Consider the following 15,808-nt stretch of genomic DNA (forward strand, 5'->3'; position numbering starts at 1 on the left):
GACATATGCCCAAAAACCCGGCTGCCGCGTAGGCGACAGCCGGGTTTTCAAAATTGTTTCCGTCTCAAAAACTTCCTGCGCAAAATTCAGGCGGGACAGTTTATTGTACTATAAAAAATCCGGATCAGCAGCAGCCTTACCCTCAGCCAGCATGATGCGCACATAGTGCAGGCTGTGCTCGTCCACCGGAATGATGGGAAAGCCCTGCCCGCAGCCGGGGCAGCGCACCATGCGCGGTTCGGTGGGACTGGCCTGGGGCACATGTTTGCCGCAGCCAGGGCACTGGTAGAAGAAAAGGATTTCCATTCCGTCAGGGGCCACGGGCTCAATGGGTTTTTTGCGCTCACCCACGGGCGGCCTCCTTGCGTGCCTGATCCGCGTCTGCGCCGTTCACGGCCAGATTACGTCCGGTCATGGGCGAGGATGGTTCGATGCCCCACAGGGCCAGAAGCGTCGGGGCAACGTCGCTCAACCTGCCGTTGGCCAGCGCCTTCACCGCGCCGTCCGGCTCCAGCAGGATGCAGGGCACGGGATTGGTGGTATGGGCCGTTTGCGGGTGGCCTTCAGGCGTGAGCATGACTTCGCAGTTGCCGTGGTCGGCAATGATGAGCATGCGTCCCTTACGGGCCTCCACGGCTTCCACCATACGGCCCACGCACTGGTCCACCACTTCGCAGGCCTCGACTGCGGCTTTAACCACGCCGGTGTGCCCCACCATATCGCCATTGGCAAGGTTGCAGACAACAAGATCATACTGCCCGGAATTCCAGGCCTTGACGAATTCATCCGTCACCAGAGGCGCGCTCATGGCAGGTTTCTGGTCATAGGTCGCCACGTCGCGCGGCGATGGCACAAGAACGCGGTCTTCGCCCGTAAACGGCTCTTCAACGCCGCCATTGAAAAAGTAGGTCACGTGGGCGTACTTTTCCGTTTCAGCCAGTCGCAGCTGACGCATGCCCCGCTCCGACACGACCTGACCAAGGCCATGGCTGACCGCTTCCTTGGGAAAGGCCACCGGCAGGGTAAAGCTGGCTTCATAGGACGTCATGGACGCCAAAGCCGACAGCGCGGGCATCTTGCCCCTGTCAAAGCCTTCAAAACCGGGGGTGATGAAGGCCGCAGTCAGTTCGCGCATGCGGTCGGCCCGAAAATTGAAGAAAAAGACCGCGTCGCCGTCGGCCATGCCGGGGGCGGCATCACCCGTGTCAAAGCGCACGGGCTTCATGAATTCATCGGTAACGCCCGCATCGTATGATGCCTGCACCGCCGCTTCGGGATTGGCCGCCGTGGGGGCCTGACCGTGCACTATCACGTCCCATGCCTGGCTGACCCGCTCCCAGTGCTTGTCGCGGTCCATAGCGTAAAAGCGGCCCACAAGACTGGCTATGCGCGTCTGGGGCTGATCCTTGATGCTGGCTTCAAGCTCGCGGATAAAGTCCATCCCGCTGTGCGGCTCGCAATCACGGCCATCCATAAGGGCATGCACGCGCACGGGGATGCCTTGCCCGGCAGCCATGCCGCACAAAGCCTCCAGATGACGGATATGACTGTGAACGCCGCCGCCGGAAAGCAGACCCACAAGGTGCAGCTTGCCCCCGCCGCGTCTGGCCGCAGCCAGCACGTCGTTGATGACGGGGTTGGTTGCAAAGGAGCCGTCCTCCACAGCCACGTCGATGCGCGTCATGTCCTGATAGACCACGCGCCCTGCCCCGATGTTCAGGTGCCCGACTTCCGAATTGCCCATATATCCTTTGGGCAGGCCCACATCACGACCAGAGGCGATGAGCTGCCCATGCGGGCAGCGGGCCGTCAGGGCATCCAGATTGGGGGTTTGCGCCAGGTACGGGGCATTGCCAGGCCCTGGCGGGGTTATGCCCCAGCCATCAAGTATCAGCAGCAGCGTCGGCGTCATATATTATTCTCCGCGGCCTTCGCGCCCAGCGGTTTGGGCGGCTCCGGAGCCGTGCCCCCACAGGGCTTCAAGGGCGTAAAGCTCGCGCACGGGTTCCTGAAAGATGTTGACGATAACATCGTTCATATCCACCAGGATCCACTGCCCGGTGGCGTACCCTTCCGTGCGCAGGAATTCGTAGTTTTTCTCACGGCACATCAGGCTTACGCCGTCAGCAAGGCTCTGAGCGTGACGCACCGAACCGGCGCTGGCAATGATCAGGGCATCGGCAAAACCGACCTGCCCCTCAAGATCAATGCACACCACACGCAATGCCTTGTGCTCTTCAAGCCATTGGACCACATCCGCCGCCTTGCGGCTTGCGGGAACTTCTGAAAACTGCTTGGGGGCGCTGCCCCCGGAGGGAGTATTGGGATGATTATTTTCCATAGCAAGCACATATCGCAAAGCCGGGTCAAGGGCAATGACTTCCCTAAGCTGCCGGGCCTCTGGCACGCCCTGCGACAACCCGCCAAGCGGGCATACGGGCATCGGCCCGGCAACATCCCTTGCGGCGCGTCTTTCAGGGCAGGACCGCAGCGCTCCGCCATGGGCCGCTTGTCTGGGCCGTGCTCGCCAGGGCTGCCTGCAAAACGCTACCCGCCCATGCCCGTTTTTGTTGACCCGGTGCGGACATTGCGGCATACCCAAAAGGGCTTCCACACTACAAAACCGTTTATTCTTTTTCATTGACGGCTCAAGCCGCCAAATGCCAGCTATCTATTCTATAAGGAGTGGGTCGTGCTTTTCAATATCAAACAGGAAACCCTGCCCCGCGAAGAACTGGAAGCGTTGCAACTGCGTCGCCTGCGCAACCTGTGCGACCGCGTGTACGCCAACGTGCCCTTCTATCGTAAACGCTTTGACGAGGCGGGCATCACCCCCGCCGACATCAAATCCCTGGCGGACCTGAAACTTCTACCCTTTACCGAAAAGCAGGATCTGCGCAACTACTACCCCTTCGGGCTGTTTGCCGTGCCGCGCGACCATATCGTGCGCCTGCATGCCTCCAGCGGCACCACGGGCAAGGCCGTAGTTGTCGGCTACACAGCCCGTGACCTTGAAAACTGGGCCGAGCTTATGGCCCGCAGCATGGCCGCCGCAGGGGTCAACCGCTCGGACGTGGTGCATGTGGCCTATGGCTACGGCCTCTTTACGGGCGGGCTTGGGGCGCACTATGGCGCGGAACACATCGGGGCCACGGTGGTTCCGGCTTCCGGCGGGGCCACGCGCCGCCAGGCGCACCTCATGCGCGATTTTGGGGCCACAGTGCTGTGCGCCACGCCCTCCTACGCCCTGCATTTGTGGGAAGCCGCCCAGGAAGCTGGCGTGGACTTTCGCGAACTTGCGCTACGCATAGGCATCTTTGGCGCTGAGCCCTGGTCCGAAGCCATGCGCCGGGACATCGAAGAAAAAATGGACATCGATGCCATGAACATTTACGGCCTTTCTGAAATTATGGGGCCGGGCGTCGCGATGGAATGCGTGGAAGCCAAGTGCGGCATGCACCTTTGGGAAGACCACATCCTGCCGGAAATCATTGATCCTGTGACCGGCGAACAGCTCCCCCCCGGCCAGGTGGGCGAACTTGTGCTGACGACCCTCACCAAGGAGGGCATCCCCATGCTGCGCTACCGCACCCGCGACCTCACCAGCCTGGACTACACGCCCTGCTGCTGTGGCCGCACCCACGTGCGCATCTCGCGCTTGCAGGGCCGCAGCGACGACATGCTCATCATACGCGGGGTCAACGTCTTTCCGCAGCAGATCGAAGGCCTGCTTATGGAAAGTGACGGTCTCACCCCCAACTACCAGATCATTGTGGGTTCGGTTAACAATCTGGACACGCTGGAAGTGCATGTGGAAGTCAGCGACAGCCTGTTTGCCGACGAGATACGCAAACTCCAGATGCTGGAAAACCGCCTGCAAAAGAACATCAAGGAGTTCCTGGGCGTCACGGCCAAGGTGCGCCTGATGGAGCCGCGCTCCATCCAGCGCTCCGAGGGCAAGGCCCAGCGCATCGTGGACAAGCGCGGCAAGGACTAGTTGCGGCAAGAACCAGTTTTAGATTGTCACTGTGAAATGATTTGCGGGGGAGGGACTCTTTTGCAAAAGGGCCCCTCCCCCACGCCCCAGCCCCCTAAAATCTTCACGCCCACCCCCATAAAACTATTGCTGCACTTTGGCAGGGTACCGAAGCATTGCAATCTTAAAATGCTCCGGAGGCTGCGTGCAGACGCCCGCCGTGCAGGCGTCAACCCTGATTGCCTGCGTAGTCAGCGCCGTGACGGGTATGCCGTAAACATTGCGAAAGCACATGCTTGCCGTCACTCTGCGCTATGGGTTTTCTGATTTGCGGCGGGAGCCCAAAAACACGCCTCCCAGACGCCGCATCATTGCGAAACTTGTCGCGCGTGCGCTTGGCGAGGGTACGCACGGTTGCGCTTCATGAGGACGCCTGTAGTCGCGCTTGACGGCGAGCCCTTGCTTACGCCGCCGACGCACTCCTGCGGTGCAATTGCCCCAGAGGCGGCAAACCGAATTCAAAAAAGCGCCCTTCAGGGTTGCGTCCCCCAACGGCCAGTTCTCCCCGGTTTGCCTTCACGGCTTTTCATGCGGTTTATCAGCGTTTTGAGCGCCGCCAGTAGCGGGGAAAAATAAAACTCTGTAAAATTTATGGAACAATGCTTGACACTCAGGGTCAATCCACGTAAAAGCATACCTCGCTGAGCGGGAGTAACTCAGTGGTAGAGTGCAACCTTGCCAAGGTTGAAGTCGCGGGTTCAAATCCCGTCTCCCGCTCCAAATTTTTTGCTGGCGGCATAGCCAAGTGGTAAGGCAGAGGTCTGCAAAACCTCCATCTCCAGTTCAAATCTGGATGCCGCCTCCAAAAAGTATTTTTCACGCTTCGCCGTTTGCAGACCATGCGGGAGTAACTCAGTGGTAGAGTGCAACCTTGCCAAGGTTGAAGTCGCGGGTTCAAATCCCGTCTCCCGCTCCACTTTTGCGGGAATAACTCAACGGTAGAGTGTCAGCTTCCCAAGCTGAAGGTTGCGGGTTCAAATCCCGTTTCCCGCTCCAGAGAAATCAAGCCCTTATGGTTAAAAACCGTAAGGGCATTTTTTATTTTTATATATATTGTGCCACCCCTGTGCCACAAAAATTTACGATGGCCGGTGCCTCTCCCTGTGTGACCCTCAGGGAATAAGCGGGCGCGCAAGTTGGCACTGATTTGCACGCAAGTTGGCACACGCGAGCGCATAAAAAAGCGGGGGTTTAGCCCCGCTTTTGTGTTATTACCAGCACACAGTATCCGGCTTGGGATAAGGCTCTATGGGCAACCTCAAGCGGCGTTGCCAATCAGTTTTTAAGAACCGCACATAGCGGAACTGCCGCAGCTTATGCAATGTCGCCCGATGAAGGTTATCGCGTAGGTATGCCCCACGTTGGCCGCTTTTGCAGTAGGCTGTTAGCAACATCTTATGGTACGTTTTCCCGTCCAGATCATAAAACGCCGTTGTGTGGCTACCAACATATAGGAAGCTGCATGCCTGATACACTACCCGCGACCTTCCAGCCCTTTTCTTCGCCCACATACATATGGGGAGCCCACAGGGAAACCATATCGCCGATGCCGGTACTGAACGCACCCAGCGCCTGCGCCTGGTCCATATTTTTGATGGTCACGTCGCTGTCCTTGAGGCCCAGTACGCGCAGCCAGTGGCTGAGAGCAAAGTGCGAAGAAGACACGGTAATGGCAAGAATGGTCTTGCCGCGCACGTCGTCAGGATGGCCGTACACCTCAGGAGACTTTGGGGTTGTAGCCCTTGGTCTTGAGAATGGGGCTGTCAGGCCGCACCATGACGGCATTGGTCATGGATTCGTCATTGCCTATGCCTATGACGTAGGTATTGTAGCGCAGGTTGCCCATCATGGCAGGCACGGCGCCTGTGCCGCAAAGCACCCACTCGCCAACGGGCAGGGCGTTGAGCTGGGGCATAGCCGCCCTCGCCAATGGCCACATCGGCGGGTACGCCCACGTCAAAGCTCTTGGCGCCAAGGCTCATGGACTGCTCGCGCGCGTCGGGACGGATGTCCACGGCGGTGACCACAGCGCTAAGGCGCTTGGCGGTGGCGACGGCCTGAAGGCCGGCCACGCCCGTGCCAATGACCAGCACGTTGGCGGGTTTGATGACGCCCACGGCAGTGCCCACCATGGGCATGAACTTGGACAGACGGTTGGCGGCCATGAGCACGCCCTTGTAGCCGGCCACGGTGCTCATGGAGGTCAGGCGTCCATGCCCTGGGCACGCGAAATACGCGGAATGCCGTCAAGCGTGATGCCGATCACGCCCGTGGCCGCCAGCTTCTTCATCATTTCATGGTTCACCGGCGCGGCGGGATGCAGGAACGTGATCAGGTACTGGCCGTCACGCACCATTTCCGCTTCGTGCTTGTTCACTTTTTTGTTGAACAGGGGTTCCTTGACCTTCAGGATCACGTCGGACTTGGCAAAATAAGACTCCTTGGGGTTACGGATGTTCAACAAACAAGGGATCAAACGGCAAGCAAGCGCCGTGTTTGCAAAATAAAAAGCAAGACATATGCCAAAGCTTTTGTTTATAATGTTATATTTTATTTAAGAATGTTATAAAAATAAAATCAGGGCGTCGTCCAAAACATAACCCGCAGGGGATGCATTACAGCATTACTTTACGGATTTTTTTTGAAAATAAACCGAAACTGGTTTGCTCGCAGATTTGCAACGCAGGGCATCGCCCATGCGCAACCCGAAATCCAAGAGGAAGGAAAAACGCAAAGTCGTCAACAAACGCTGCGGACAATACATACTGAAGGCATAAAGGACCATCGTTCGCACTTTACGTTTGCCAAACCTGCGGTATGCGCGTAGTGGAATTTTATGCCATCTTATATAGTGCTTACAGTACTATTTGCCGCCCTTTTACATGCCCTGTGGAACATTATTGTTAAGGGCGGCGAAAACAAGCTCTTTGAAACTGGCCTTAATGCGCTGGGCGCTGGGCTTGGCGCGGTATGCATTGTGCCATTTCTGCCTCCAGTTTCCCCTGAGGCATGGCCGTATCTTGGCATGTCCTGCATTTGCCATTTTACATACTATATTTGCATTGCTGAAGCTTACAAGAAATCAGATCTTTCTTTCAGCTACACCATCATGCGCGGTTGCGCACCGCTACTGACATCACTGGCCATGCTCTTTTTCAATGTGTCGCTGAGCCTGGGCGCGTGGTGTGGCGTTCTGCTGCTGTGTTGCGGTATTTTCTGTCTTGCCGGGGACAACGCGCGGCGCGGCGCGGACAGAAGCGCCATTTTGCTTTCCCTGCGCACCTCCTTTGTCATCATGGGTTATACGCTGGCAGACGGCCTGGGCGCACGGCACAGTGGCAGCGCCGTGAGCTACGCCTGCTGGATTTTCGTGCTCAACATCATTCCTCTGAACACCTTTATTTTCTGGCGGCATGGCCTGAGCTACGCCCGGTATGTGCGCAAACGGGCCGCCATCGGATTTTTCGGCGGCCTAGCCGGTCTGGGCTCATATGGCATTGCCATCTGGGCCATGACAATCGCCCCCATTGCCATGGTGGCTGCCCTGCGTGAAACCTCGGTTATTTTCGGCATGCTGCTGGCCGTGGTTCTGCTGCACGAAAAGTTTACCTTCTGGCGGGGAATAGCCGTTGTTCTGGTGGCGTTCGGGGCAATGATACTAAAACTGACATAATAATATACTGCCCCCCATTAACAAGGCAGCCCTGTTAAGGTAGTTTTCTTCCAGCCCTGGAGGAAATATGAAACGCCGTATCTGGGACAGCAAAAGTAAAGCCCGCATCGTGCTTGAAGGCTTGCAGGGGCGCTCTGTGGCAAGCCTTTGCAGTGAATATCAAATCACTCAGAGCATGTACTACCGCTGGCGAGATACGTTTTTGGCCAATGCCGCCCAGGCATTCGAAACCAGCACGACAAACCGCCGGGAAGAGCGCCTTTCGGCAGAGAACCAAAAGCTTAAGCAAGCCGTTGGCGAGTTGACGCTGGAATTAAAAAAAAACGACTGGTAAGCGGGAGGCGTCGAACCGCCCAGGTTCAGCTTCAGCGCGATGCCGAGCTCTTGCCGTTGATAGAAGCCCTTAAAATGGAGCATCCTTTTTGGGGCTACCGCCGCGTGTGGGCTACCCTTCGGCATAAAAGCGGCATGAACGTCAACGCCAAACGTGTGGGACGCTTAATGCGCCTGCATGGACTGGGAGTTAGGAGAGCAGCCTTGCGGGCAAAGCGCACTCCCACTGGAAGCAAACCGCGTCCTGTTCGGCCCTGCCAATGGTGGGACGTCGATATGACCAAGGTCATGACGGAAAGTGGCTGGGTGTATGTTGTACTGGTAGTGGACTGGTTTTCTAAAAAGATCGTCGGCCACCATGCTGGCTACCAAAGTCGAAGTCACGAGTGGCTACAAGCCTTGGAAATGGGCATTCAAGCGCACTTTCCCGAAGGCGTCCGAGAACAGGGTTTGAGCCTGATGAGTGATAACGGCTGCCAACCAACAGGAAAGGCTTTTGTACGTGAGTGCGCGATACTAGGCATCTCACAGGCATTCACTAGCTATAACAATCCCAAAGGAAACGCGGATACTGAACGGACAATGCGCACGATTAAGGAAGAACTTTTCTGGCTGCATGAATGGCGCAGCCTTGAGCACTTGGCCGACGCACTTTCCGGCTGGATAGAACTCTTTAATACCACGTACCTGCACTCGGCGCTTGGCTGGAAGACCCCGCAATGCGTGCATCAGCAGGCTGGTAAAAAACGGAAGGATACTCCCTTAAAGGCCGCTTGATTCATGGGGGACATTACAGCCAATTCCATGTCAGGCCTACCCTCATTCATTTTTGAAGTAGCTAGTTGTAATCCCAGTACTCTTGCCACGGCCCACCATGAACCCCCCCTGAAATGACCACGCAGCTTTTGGGCTGGTTCACAGCCCGGCAGAACCCCGCGCTGATTTCCGGGGGCATAACCGCGTCCGTGCGGCTGCTTAAATGTCGCTGGGGCAAGTGCTGCAGCGATGAAGCCCCCGCCTTTGGATTCAAAGATTCTGCAAGTTGGCTCACGCCCTGCAAATCTGCCCAAGCATCAGTATCAAGATTGCCCGCAACCGTGCCCTGAAAAACCACATCCTGCCTCGCCGCAGCTAGAAGCGCCGCATCCCCTACCCCCGCCCCATTCCCCTCGATACCAGACTGCATTGCCATGCAATTCCACCGGACTGTCGCAACCGGGCCAAGCCCCCACCGCCGTAGTAAGCAGAGGCCGAAACATTCCCCCATTGCTTGCCGCGCGGAAAGAACGCGCCCGGCGCGCCCGGCGAAAATTGTTGCATGCGTATTTTTTGTACAGAACCTGCCTGTTCCAGAAATAAATATCACTGATAAGCACTCTGCCCGATTTATTTGTATGCAGTGAAATATCCATTTCAGCAAAAAAATAATTTATCATTCTTTTTTATCAAATATCATTCACTGCATAAAATACTATTTGCATATTCAGGCAAACTGATTGTAGTGTGTCTATGATTCCTACACTGCAATACAAACTAAATATTTGCATTTTAAACTGCATAAACAATCAATGAAATATTTCACATTCAATAATTGCGCATACAAACAGTCGCTTTTACATCAAGAACAATACTCTCATTGGTTGAACAATTTTTATATACTGTAAACACAATGCGTACAACAGGTCAGATACGTCAGCACAACATGTAAGGACAAAAACTGAATCATATCACAGGGACGCCTTCGGGACCGAGTATGCCAAACACTCGCTTTGACCTCACGCACCCACCTTTTGACCTGCTGACCATGGCGGAGGCATCTGCCCTTTCGGCCACTGCAGACGTGCTGTTTTTCAGCAACGACCAGGAGATTCTTGCCGCGGGGAGCGAGGTTGACGCCCTGTATCTTGTCATGAAGGGCCTTGTACGTGAAATGTCGGGCGAGGAAATTGTGGGCGCGTACCGCGAGCACGAGGCCTTTGACTGTCGGGCTTTGGCCACAGGCAGAACGCGCCACAGGTTTGTGGCGCACGAAGAAGTGTTGCTCTGCGTGTTTCCGGGGCGGGAGGTGCTGGCCCTGACGGAAAAAAACTCGCTCTTCGGCGCCTACTTTTTTGCAACAGTGTCCGACAAGCTGGGCCAGCTTGCCCAAAGCCGCGACCGCCGCGAGTGGCAGAGCCTTTTTGCGGTCAAGATCAGCGACGCGGGTTTTCGCCCGCCCATATTTGCCGACGCGTCGGACACCATTGCCCATGCCGCGCAACGCATGAAGGAAAGCCGGAGGCGATCCATCTTTGTGCGCGACGGTTCCAGCACGGGAATTTTCACCACGGGCGATTTTTGCGACATCGTGGCCAACGCGGTTTCCAACCAGACCCCGCTCAAGGCCTGCGCGCGGTTTTCCTTGTTGAGCTGCGAAAAGGACGACTACCTTTTCAACGCCCTGCTCCTCATGACCCGCCACAACATCCACCGCATTGTGGTTACGGACAAGGGGCGGCCCGTGGGCGTTCTGGCAATGATCGACCTGCTTTCCTATTTTTCCAACCATTCCCTGTCCATCGCGCGGCAGCTTGAGGCGGCCGCCACTCTGGCCGACCTGCACAGCGCCATGCGGGATATGGAAACCCTGGTAACAACACTCGTTACCCAGGGCATAAAAACGCCGCAGCTTGCGCGCCTTGTGCAGGTGCTCAACGCGCAGCTCATGGCCCGCCTCTGGCAGCTGACGGCCACGCCCGCCGTATTTGCCGGAAGCGCCCTGCTGGCCCTTGGCTCCGAAGGGAGGGGCGAGCAGATACTGAAAACCGACCAGGACAACGCGCTGATTCTTGCGGAAGGCCTGGACGCAAAGGAGGTGGAACACTCTGCAAACAGCTTTACGGAACGCATGCTCAGCCTTGGCTACCCGCCCTGCCCAGGGGACATGATGGTGAACCAGCCCCTCTGGCGGCACACGGTGCGCGGATGGGAGCGCACGCTGCGCCAGTGGGCGGATGCCGCACAGGGCGAGGGGCTCATGCGTCTGGCTATCTTTCTTGATGCGGAAACCGTCTCCGGCCCTGCCGCATGGCTTGCCGCCTGCAGGCAGGCCCTGCGCTCAGCCCTGCGCGACGATGCGGCGTGGTTTGCGCGCATGGCCCTGCCCATCGAGCAGTTCCCGACCCGCACGGGCGAAAGCGGCTTTTGGCGGCAACTGCTGAACCGCGAAAAAAACGCCCTGCTCGACATCAAGAAGGCGGGAATTTTCCCCATTGTGCACGGAGCCCGCGTTCTCGCGCTGGAGGCGGGCATTGACGCCACCAACACCTTTGACCGACTGGAGGCCCTGACATCACGGAGTTTCATGGAAAAATCGCTGGCGGACGATCTGGCCGAATCCCTGGCATTTCTGATGCGCCTGCGGCTGGACGCGGGCCTTGAAATGCTGCGCGGGGGCAGCCCCCTGAGCAATGAGATTGACACGGCCACCCTGTCCACCCTGGACAAAGACCTGTTGCAGGACGCCCTGCAGGTGGTCAAACGCTTCAAGCGCATGATCGGCCAGCGGTACGGGCTGGACAGGTTCTGAAATGCAAAAACCGTGGCTACAGTCCGTGGCGCGCCGCTGGCGCATGCGCGGACTGCGGGAACCCTACCGTTCCCTGCTGGATCAGGACGACGGCCTGCTTGTGAGCATTGATTGCGAAACCACCTCGCTCAATGTGAAGGAAGCGGAGCTGTTGTCCCTTGCCGCCGTCTGCATAGACGGCCGGCGTCTTTGCACCAGAGACGCCTTTTACGCGCTGATAACGCCGCGGCATGCCCCTGATGGGCAAAATGTGCGCGTGCACGGGCTGCGCCCGTGCGACTTCAGCACTGGCCTGCCGCTTCAGGATGTGTTGTCGGCTTTTCTTCAGTTTGTCAGAGGCAGAACACTGGTCGGCTATTATCTGCAATACGACCTTGCTGTGTTGAACAAAAACTTGAGGCCACTGATGGGGGCAGTATTGCCAAACAGTCGCATAGAGGTTTCAGGCCGCTATTACGACTGGCGATTTGCGCAATATCCTGGCGCCTACATTGATCTGCGATGGGAAACGATGGTCAGAAACCTTCGCCTGCCCACGCTGCCAAGGCACGATGCCATGAACGACGCCATAACAGCCGCCATGATGTATCTGGCGCTGCAATCGCGCGGATACGGCGCACACAGGCTCCCATAACGTCCGATGTCTGTACAAAAGACATTGCGGACAAAAAGATGCGAGGAGGGAACAATGGCCTCAGAACTGACGCAACGAATTGAAAAAAATACGCAATACCAGCACCTGATCAAGGCGCGCAACTCCCTTGGCTGGCGCCTGACGCTTATGGTTTTTGCCGCGTATTACGGCTTTATCCTTGTTGTCGCCTTTGACAAGCAGCTCTTTGCCACACCTCTTGCAGCCGGAATGACAACAACCTGGGGCATCCCCCTGGGCATCGGCATCATCCTGCTGACAGTTGTGCTCACGGCGATCTATGTTCGCAAGGCCAACAGCGAATTTGACCCTGCGCTCAAGCAGATTCTTGAAAAAGAGGTGCAGTCATGAAGGGCATAAGCAGTTGCACGTCCAGCCACAGGCCCAGGCGGCGGATATCCGCCAGAACATGTACCGCCGCTATCCTGCCCACGGCTCTTTTCGGGGCCACGGCTCTTTTCGGAGCCCTGCCGCCCGGCCTCGCGCTGGCGGCAGGCGCCATAGAAGAAACACAAAAGCAGAACACCGACTGGACAGCCATCATAATGTTCACCATTTTTGTCGGCGCATCGCTGTGGATTACCAAGTGGGCAGCCAAGCGCACCCGCTCCGCCGCAGATTTCTACACGGCCGGCGGCGGCATCACGGGCTTTCAGAACGGCCTTGCCATTGCGGGCGACTTCATGTCGGCGGCGTCCTTTCTGGGCATTTCAGCCGCTGTGATGGCAACGGGCTTTGACGGCCTGATCTACGCCATCGGCTTTCAGGTGGGCTGGCCGCTCATAACCTTCATGCTGGCGGAACGCCTGCGCAATCTCGGGCGCTTCACCTTTGCCGATGTGGTGGCCTACAGGCTCCGGCAGGTGCCGGTGCGCATATTTGCCGCATCGGGCACGCTGGTTGTGGTGCTCTTCTATCTTATCGCGCAGATGGTGGGCGCGGGGCAGCTCATCAAGCTGCTCTTCGGGCTTGATTACCACTATGCGGTGGTCATCGTGGGCCTGCTCATGATGGCCTATGTGCTTTTTGGCGGCATGACGGCAACCACGTGGGTGCAGATCATCAAGGCCTGCCTGCTGCTCGGCGGGGCCTCGTTCATGGCCTTCATGGTCATGGCCCAGTACGGTTTCAGCCCCGAAAAACTTTTCACCGCCGCCGTGGGCATCAAAAAAAGCGCGGCCATCATGGGGCCGGGCGGCTTTGTGAAAGACCCCGTTTCGGCCATTTCGCTCGGCATTGCCCTCATGTTCGGCACCGCCGGTCTGCCGCACATCCTGATGCGCTTTTTTACCGTGCCGGACGCCAGGGAAGCCAGAAAAAGCGTACTGTGGGCAACCACCTGGATCGGCTATTTCTACATCCTGACCTTCATCATCGGCTTTGGGGCCATTGTGTTTGTGAGCACCAACCCCGAGTTTCTTGATGCGAACGGAACCCTGCGCGGGGGCAGCAACATGGCGGCCGTGCATCTGGCCAACGCCATCGGCGGCAACATTTTTCTTGGCTTCATGTCGGCGGTGGCCTTTGCCACCATTCTGGCGGTGGTGGCGGGGCTGACGCTCTCGGGCGCGTCTGCCGTGGCGCACGACCTCTACGCCTCCGCGCTCAAAAAGGGCAAGGCCAGCTCCAGCGAGGAGCTTAAAATCTCCAAACTGACAACCGTGGCCCTCGGCATCATTGCCATGTTTCTTGGCATGGTGTTTGAAAAACAGAACGTGGCCTTCATGGTCTCCCTGGCCTTTGCCATTGCGGCCTCGGCCAACTTCCCGGCCTTGATCCTTTCGGTGCTCTGGAAGGGCTGCACCACCAGAGGGGCAGTTGCCGGGGGCTTTGCGGGGCTGGTGGCGGCCCTGGCCATGACCATGCTTTCGGATGCGGTCTGGGTGGCAACCCTGGGCAACCCGCCAGGCAGCGCGCCCTTTCCGTATTCCTCCCCGGCCATCTTTTCCATGCCGCTGGCCTTTTTGTGCATCTGGGTAGTGTCCATATGCGATCAGTCCCCGCAGGCGCAAAAAGAACGGGAGGCCTTTGCCGACCAGAAAATCCGGTCTGAAACAGGCCTTGGAGCGTTCAAACCCACTGCGCACTAGGCATACGCGCCCCGCGCCCTTGGCTGATTGGGCTGCCACCTTTAACCTGCGGCAGCGCGCCAGAAACCATGCCCGCCCGAAAAACAGATATTTTTTCGGGCGGGCATACTCCGTGCATCTATAAAATACGTCCTCAAAAGCAACACGCCTGTACCCGTATCCTATTTTGCGCCGTGTGCCTGCGAATGCCGCCGCATTCCGGCCCCGCCGCTTTTCTTTGCGGGCCTGCCTTTTGGCCTGGAGCCTTTTTGCGCCGGGCGGCGCGATGGCGGCGAATATCGTCAATATCAACGACGGCAACAGCTATACCAACATTTTCGGCAACTATGACGGCCAAGGGGCTACGCAAACCGGAGCCGACCCCACAACCGGTCCAAGCAGCAGTAACGACCTCACCGTTTCACCGGGAGTCGAGGTCCGCGGCGCTGTCGTCGGCGGGCAGGGTGTGAGCGGGGCAATGGACGCCGGCACCAATACCGTCATTATCAACGGCGTCACCTTCAGCAATGACAGTGATTACGGTGTGTTTGGCGGCTACCCGTACATCCATGGCCCTTCCACGCTCGGACATGAGCCAGGCCGTGGCCGTACGGCAGGATTCGGACGGGAGCCTGAGTCTTGATTCCGGCCTGAGCGCGGGTGACGGCCTCAAAAACGGCCTTGGGGTGTGGATTATGCCGCTCTACCAGTCTAACAACGTCTGGGGCATGAAGGCGGAAAACTTCAAATCCGGCTACAACAGCAACCTGGGCGGCATTGCCCTGGGCGCGGATTACACCATCAACGACATGTTCCGCTTCGGTGCCGCGTTCAACGTTGGGGCTGGCTATGCCAAGTCCAGCGGGGACTTCAACGGCACGGACAACAGCTTCAACTTCTGGGGCGTGAACCTCTACGGCGGTTGGGTGTACGACAACTTCGGCCTCTCCGCCGACGTGGGCTATACCGGCAACTATAACAAGGTGGAGCAGGACATGCCCGCCTCCATGCAGATGCGCGACCTCAAGGCCGACGTTACCAGCCATGCCTGGAATACGGGCCTCAAGGCGGAATACAAATTCAACGCCGGTGCGCTGGACATCATTCCGCATGTGGGCGTGCGTTATCTGGGGCTTGTGACCGACGGCTACGACGTGAAGAGCGGCGGTACTGTTTTTGAGGTGGACGGGGACACGCAGTCCATCTGGACATTCCCCGTAGGCGTGAGCTTTGCCAAAGCCATTGAAACCGAAAGCGGCTGGCAGTTCAAACCGCAGCTTGACCTGGGTGTCATCCCGGCAGCAGGTGACGTGAAGGCCAAGAGCAAGGCCCGCGTAGGCAAACACTGTGCGGCTCAGCCGCAACGCGGTGCAAGTCCTCGTGATGCTCAAACCATACTCTTCGTGAAGGAAGCAGACTAATTCGCGCTTCTCGGCTGGCCTCAGAGCTTTTTTTCGATAACGTCCTTCAAGGCCCT

The 15,808-nt window shown here is 57.7% G+C and carries 15 protein-coding genes, 4 tRNA genes and 3 pseudogenes; 14 read left to right on the forward strand and 8 right to left on the reverse strand.

Annotated elements, in window-relative coordinates:
* Positions 1-108: 108 nt before the first annotated feature.
* Genes BCS36_RS02085 through rsfS form a run of 3 tightly spaced genes read right to left on the reverse strand, consistent with a single transcriptional unit; the run spans position 109 to position 2,443 of the window.
* Complete coding sequence (locus BCS36_RS02085; protein ID WP_291301272.1) at positions 109-351, reverse strand: hypothetical protein; 243 nt, start codon at positions 349-351, stop codon at positions 109-111.
* Positions 344-1,912, reverse strand: coding sequence for a 2,3-bisphosphoglycerate-independent phosphoglycerate mutase (gene gpmI, locus BCS36_RS02090; protein WP_291301273.1), 1,569 nt, complete (start codon positions 1,910-1,912; stop codon positions 344-346). The genes BCS36_RS02085 and gpmI overlap by 8 nt, the downstream gene beginning before the upstream one ends.
* Positions 1,913-1,915: 3 nt before the next feature.
* Positions 1,916-2,443: a ribosome silencing factor gene (rsfS, locus tag BCS36_RS02095; RefSeq protein ID WP_291301274.1), complete on the reverse strand. Its 528-nt coding sequence runs from the start codon at positions 2,441-2,443 to the stop codon at positions 1,916-1,918.
* 249 nt (positions 2,444-2,692) lie between these two features.
* On the opposite strand from rsfS, the gene BCS36_RS02100 reads away from it, so the two are divergent.
* The 5 genes from BCS36_RS02100 (at position 2,693) to BCS36_RS02120 (ending at position 5,032) form a co-directional block, all read left to right on the forward strand.
* Entirely contained in the window at positions 2,693-3,997 is a 1,305-nt protein-coding gene (locus tag BCS36_RS02100) for a phenylacetate--CoA ligase family protein (RefSeq protein WP_291301275.1), read from the forward strand.
* Positions 3,998-4,681: 684 nt separating this feature from the next.
* Positions 4,682-4,756, forward strand: a tRNA-Gly gene (locus tag BCS36_RS02105).
* Positions 4,757-4,767: 11 nt separating this feature from the next.
* Positions 4,768-4,841: transfer RNA gene (locus BCS36_RS02110), tRNA-Cys, on the forward strand.
* 36 nt (positions 4,842-4,877) lie between these two features.
* Positions 4,878-4,952: transfer RNA gene (locus tag BCS36_RS02115), tRNA-Gly, on the forward strand.
* Positions 4,953-4,957: 5 nt separating this feature from the next.
* A tRNA-Gly gene (locus BCS36_RS02120) sits at positions 4,958-5,032 on the forward strand.
* 477 nt (positions 5,033-5,509) lie between these two features.
* Here BCS36_RS02120 and BCS36_RS02125 read toward each other — a convergent pair.
* From BCS36_RS02125 to BCS36_RS02135, 3 genes and pseudogenes are all read right to left on the reverse strand, one after another.
* Positions 5,510-5,942 (reverse strand): annotated as a pseudogene (locus BCS36_RS02125) (nitrate ABC transporter substrate-binding protein); the annotation flags it as partial.
* A complete protein-coding gene (locus BCS36_RS02130) occupies positions 5,836-6,234 on the reverse strand; it encodes a hypothetical protein (protein ID WP_367209091.1) in 399 nt (132 codons plus the stop codon). The pseudogene BCS36_RS02125 and the gene BCS36_RS02130, both read right to left, overlap by 107 nt.
* 5 nt (positions 6,235-6,239) lie before the next feature.
* Positions 6,240-6,500 (reverse strand): hypothetical protein, encoded by a 261-nt coding sequence (locus BCS36_RS02135; protein ID WP_291301276.1) that lies wholly within the window; start codon positions 6,498-6,500, stop codon positions 6,240-6,242.
* A gap of 372 nt (positions 6,501-6,872) precedes the next feature.
* On the opposite strand from BCS36_RS02135, the gene BCS36_RS02140 reads away from it, so the two are divergent.
* The 3 genes from BCS36_RS02140 (at position 6,873) to BCS36_RS02150 (ending at position 8,819) form a co-directional block, all read left to right on the forward strand.
* Complete coding sequence (locus BCS36_RS02140; RefSeq protein ID WP_291301277.1) at positions 6,873-7,709, forward strand: DMT family transporter; 837 nt, start codon at positions 6,873-6,875, stop codon at positions 7,707-7,709.
* Positions 7,710-7,776: 67 nt separating this feature from the next.
* Positions 7,777-8,043, forward strand: coding sequence for a transposase (locus tag BCS36_RS02145; protein WP_291301278.1), 267 nt, complete (start codon positions 7,777-7,779; stop codon positions 8,041-8,043).
* Positions 8,037-8,819, forward strand: a complete 783-nt coding sequence (locus tag BCS36_RS02150) for an IS3 family transposase (RefSeq protein ID WP_291301289.1) — start codon at positions 8,037-8,039, stop codon at positions 8,817-8,819. Before BCS36_RS02145 ends, BCS36_RS02150 begins: the two co-directional genes overlap by 7 nt.
* 61 nt (positions 8,820-8,880) lie before the next feature.
* Here the strand turns inward: BCS36_RS02150 and BCS36_RS02155 are convergent, their stop codons facing one another.
* Positions 8,881-9,234: a hypothetical protein gene (locus BCS36_RS02155; RefSeq protein ID WP_291301279.1), complete on the reverse strand. Its 354-nt coding sequence runs from the start codon at positions 9,232-9,234 to the stop codon at positions 8,881-8,883.
* A 561-nt stretch (positions 9,235-9,795) separates the two neighbouring features.
* On the opposite strand from BCS36_RS02155, the gene BCS36_RS02160 reads away from it, so the two are divergent.
* The 6 genes and pseudogenes from BCS36_RS02160 to BCS36_RS02185 all read left to right on the forward strand — a co-directional run.
* Positions 9,796-11,610 carry a putative nucleotidyltransferase substrate binding domain-containing protein gene (locus BCS36_RS02160; RefSeq protein WP_291301280.1) on the forward strand — a complete coding sequence of 605 codons (1,815 nt, stop codon included), beginning with the start codon at positions 9,796-9,798 and terminating at the stop codon, positions 11,608-11,610.
* A gap of 25 nt (positions 11,611-11,635) precedes the next feature.
* Positions 11,636-12,244, forward strand: a complete 609-nt coding sequence (locus tag BCS36_RS02165; protein ID WP_291301281.1) for a 3'-5' exonuclease — start codon at positions 11,636-11,638, stop codon at positions 12,242-12,244.
* 54 nt (positions 12,245-12,298) lie between these two features.
* On the forward strand, positions 12,299-12,613 hold the full coding sequence (locus BCS36_RS02170; protein ID WP_291301282.1) for a DUF485 domain-containing protein: 315 nt from the start codon (positions 12,299-12,301) through the stop codon (positions 12,611-12,613).
* Positions 12,610-14,352 carry a cation acetate symporter gene (locus BCS36_RS02175; RefSeq protein WP_291301283.1) on the forward strand — a complete coding sequence of 581 codons (1,743 nt, stop codon included), beginning with the start codon at positions 12,610-12,612 and terminating at the stop codon, positions 14,350-14,352. Before BCS36_RS02170 ends, BCS36_RS02175 begins: the two co-directional genes overlap by 4 nt.
* 175 nt (positions 14,353-14,527) lie before the next feature.
* Positions 14,528-14,974, forward strand: coding sequence for a hypothetical protein (locus tag BCS36_RS02180; RefSeq protein WP_291301284.1), 447 nt, complete (start codon positions 14,528-14,530; stop codon positions 14,972-14,974).
* A gap of 85 nt (positions 14,975-15,059) precedes the next feature.
* A pseudogene (locus tag BCS36_RS02185) lies at positions 15,060-15,608 on the forward strand (autotransporter outer membrane beta-barrel domain-containing protein); the annotation flags it as partial.
* Positions 15,609-15,665: 57 nt separating this feature from the next.
* On the opposite strand, the pseudogene BCS36_RS02190 reads toward BCS36_RS02185, so the two are convergent.
* Positions 15,666-15,808: pseudogene (locus tag BCS36_RS02190) on the reverse strand (IS3 family transposase); the annotation flags it as partial.

Origin of the sequence: Desulfovibrio sp. MES5 (assembly GCF_002237645.1) — a bacterium.
GTDB lineage: Bacteria > Desulfobacterota > Desulfovibrionia > Desulfovibrionales > Desulfovibrionaceae > Desulfovibrio.